Genomic DNA, 3,566 nt, shown 5'->3' with positions numbered 1-3,566 from the left:
CGGATTTCTCCGGCCCTTCTCATCACAACTTAATTACTCTTCTGCGTCGTCTGCCGCATCATCGTCGCTTTCAGCTTCAGGAGCGATATCCTCGTCCCCTTCCGCAGCGCTGCCGTCGATGGAGTCGAGCTCTTCATCATCAACCGGTTCAGCAACACGTTGCAGGCCCACAACGTTTTCATCTTCCGCAGTACGGATGAGGATCACGCCCTGGGTGTTACGCCCTACCACGCTGATTTCCGACACGCGTGTACGCACCAGCGTACCGGCATCGGTGATCATCATGATCTGGTCAGTATCTTCAACCTGTACCGCGCCAACAACAGAGCCGTTGCGTTCGGTGACTTTGATGGAGATAACGCCCTGCGTCGCACGAGACTTCGTCGGATACTCTTCCGCTGCGGTACGCTTACCGTAGCCGTTCTGCGTCACGGTCAGGATGGCACCTTCACCGCGCGGAACAATCAGAGAAACAACTTTATCTTCCCCGGCCAGCTTGATACCACGTACACCGGTCGCGGTACGCCCCATCGCACGAACGGCGTCTTCTTTGAAGCGCACCACTTTACCGGCAGCAGAGAACAGCATGACTTCATCAGAACCGGACGTCAGGTCAACGCCAATCAGTTCGTCGCCTTCGTTCAGATTAACCGCAATGATACCGGCTGAACGCGGACGGCTGAACTCGGTCAGCGCCGTTTTCTTCACGGTACCGCTGGCGGTCGCCATGAAGACGTTAACGCCCTCTTCGTACTCGCGTACTGGCAGAATCGCGGTAATACGTTCGTTAGCTTCCAGCGGCAGCAGGTTGACGATTGGACGTCCACGCGCGCCACGGCTGGCTTCTGGCAACTGATAAACCTTCATCCAGTACAAACGACCGCGGCTGGAGAAGCAGAGGATCGTGTCATGGGTGTTGGCCACCAGCAGGCGGTCGATAAAGTCTTCTTCTTTAATGCGTGCTGCTGATTTACCTTTCCCGCCACGACGCTGTGCTTCGTAGTCGGTTAACGGCTGATATTTCACGTAGCCCTGATGAGACAAGGTCACGACAACATCTTCCTGGCTAATCAGATCTTCGATGTTGATGTCAGCGCTGTTCGCGGTGATTTCGGTACGACGCGCGTCGCCGAACTGCTCGCGAACCAGCTCCATCTCTTCACGGATAACTTCCATCAGACGATCGGCACTGCCCAGAATGTGCAACAGTTCGGCGATCTGCTCCAGCAGCTCTTTGTATTCGTCGAGCAGTTTTTCATGCTCAAGGCCGGTCAGTTTCTGCAGACGCAGATCCAGAATCGCCTGGGCCTGCTGTTCAGTCAGGTAGTACTGACCATCACGCACGCCAAACTCAGGTTCCAGCCACTCAGGACGCGCAGCGTCATCACCCGCACGTTCCAGCATGGCAGAGACGTTCCCCAGTTCCCAGGAGCGCGCAACCAGCGCCGCTTTCGCTTCTGCCGGGGTCGGCGCACGACGGATCAGTTCGATGATCGGATCGATGTTGGCAAGAGCAATCGCCAGCGCTTCGAGGATGTGCGCACGGTCGCGGGCTTTACGCAGTTCAAAAATAGTACGGCGGGTAACCACTTCACGACGGTGACGAACAAATGCAGCGATAATCTCTTTCAGGTTCATGATCTTCGGCTGACCATGGTGCAGCGCAACCATGTTGATACCGAAAGAAACCTGCAGTTGGGTCTGGGAGTAGAGGTTGTTCAGCACCACTTCCCCGACCGCATCGCGTTTCACTTCAATCACGATGCGCATACCGTCTTTGTCAGACTCGTCACGCAGCGCGCTGATGCCTTCAACGCGTTTATCTTTTACCAGCTCGGCGATTTTCTCGATCAGGCGTGCTTTGTTCACCTGATACGGAATTTCATGCACGATGATGGTTTCGCGGCCAGTTTTCGCGTCAGCTTCGACTTCTGCACGTGCGCGAATGTATACCTTGCCGCGACCGGTACGGTAAGCTTCTTCGATACCACGACGACCATTGATGATCGCTGCGGTCGGGAAGTCCGGACCCGGAATATGTTCCATCAGCCCTTCAATGCTGATGTCTTCATCGTCAATATATGCCAGACAGCCGTTGACCACTTCCGTCAGGTTGTGCGGCGGAATATTGGTTGCCATACCTACCGCGATACCGGACGAACCGTTCACCAGCAGGTTAGGAATTTTGGTTGGCATAACGTCTGGAATGCGTTCGGTGCCGTCGTAGTTATCGACGAAATCAACCGTTTCTTTTTCCAGGTCAGCCATCAGCTCGTGGGCGATTTTCGACATACGGATTTCCGTATAACGCATCGCAGCTGCGGAGTCGCCATCGACAGAACCAAAGTTACCCTGACCATCCACCAGCATGTAACGCAAGGAGAATGGCTGCGCCATACGAACAATGGTGTCGTAAACGGCGGTATCACCATGAGGGTGGTATTTACCGATTACGTCACCAACGACACGGGCAGATTTTTTATAGGCTTTATTCCAGTCGTTGCCCAATACGTTCATGGCGTAAAGTACGCGACGGTGTACCGGCTTCAGGCCATCTCGGACGTCCGGCAGCGCACGGCCAACAATGACCGACATCGCATAATCCAGATAGGAGCTCTTCAGCTCTTCCTCAATGTTGACCGGTGTAATTTCTCTCGCAAGGTCGCTCATCTAACCGCTATCCCTCTACTGTATCCCGGATTCAAAGGTCGCAAATTATAACACATACGTGAAGATTCAGGTAAATGGATTCCCCCAGACAGAGGCTTTATTCATCCCGTCAGGCTGATATACTCGTTTGCATCGCAAATTTAGGAGTAGAAGCCCCAATGAATGCCGAAAAACCCCCGGTAACTCACAACGTTGACCATGAAGAAATTGCCAAATTTGAAGCAGTCGCGTCGCGCTGGTGGGATCTTGAGGGTGAATTTAAGCCTCTGCACCGCATAAATCCGCTGCGTCTGGGCTATATCGCCGAACGGTCAGGCGGTCTGTTTGGTAAAAAGGTACTCGACGTCGGCTGCGGCGGCGGTATTCTGGCGGAAAGCATGGCGCGCGAAGGCGCAACCGTCACCGGGCTGGACATGGGCTTTGAACCGTTACAGGTCGCAAAACTGCATGCGCTGGAGAGCGGCATCCAGGTGGAGTACGTACAAGAAACTGTCGAAGAACATGCGGATAAGCATGCGCACCAGTATGACGTTGTGACCTGCATGGAAATGCTGGAGCACGTACCAGACCCGCAGTCGGTGGTCAGGGCCTGCGCCAGACTGGTTAAACCGGGCGGCGAAGTGTTTTTCTCCACGCTAAACCGCAACGGCAAATCCTGGCTGATGGCGGTGGTCGGCGCGGAATATATTCTGCGCATGGTGCCTAAAGGTACGCACGATGTGAAAAAATTTATTAAGCCCGCTGAACTGTTAGAGTGGGTTGACCAGACCGTACTGAAAGAGCGTCATATGACCGGCCTGCACTACAACCCCATTACCAACACCTTTAAACTGGGCCCCGGCGTTGATGTGAACTATATGGTGCATACCACCGCCAAAAGCGAATAAACCAGCGCT

Annotated in this window: 2 protein-coding genes; one reads left to right on the top strand and one right to left on the bottom strand. The window is 54.2% G+C overall.

Annotation, left to right across the window (positions count from 1 at the left end; translation table 11 throughout):
- Positions 1 to 33 precede the first annotated feature (33 nt).
- Positions 34 to 2,670 (bottom strand): DNA topoisomerase (ATP-hydrolyzing) subunit A, encoded by a 2,637-nt coding sequence (gene gyrA / locus FDX03_RS04940; protein WP_048211105.1) that lies wholly within the window; start codon positions 2,668 to 2,670, stop codon positions 34 to 36.
- A gap of 158 nt (positions 2,671 to 2,828) precedes the next feature.
- Here gyrA and ubiG point away from each other — a divergent pair, with 158 nt between their 5' ends.
- Positions 2,829 to 3,557 carry a bifunctional 2-polyprenyl-6-hydroxyphenol methylase/3-demethylubiquinol 3-O-methyltransferase UbiG gene (gene ubiG / locus FDX03_RS04935; RefSeq protein ID WP_137345549.1) on the top strand — a complete coding sequence of 243 codons (729 nt, stop codon included), beginning with the start codon at positions 2,829 to 2,831 and terminating at the stop codon, positions 3,555 to 3,557.
- The last annotated feature ends 9 nt before the right edge of the window (positions 3,558 to 3,566 follow it).

This window comes from Citrobacter sp. wls827 (genome assembly GCF_005280875.1).
Classification (GTDB): Bacteria; Pseudomonadota; Gammaproteobacteria; order Enterobacterales; family Enterobacteriaceae; genus Citrobacter; species Citrobacter youngae.
Note: the sequence above shows the minus strand (reverse complement) of the source record. Positions and strands in the feature narration are given on the sequence as shown.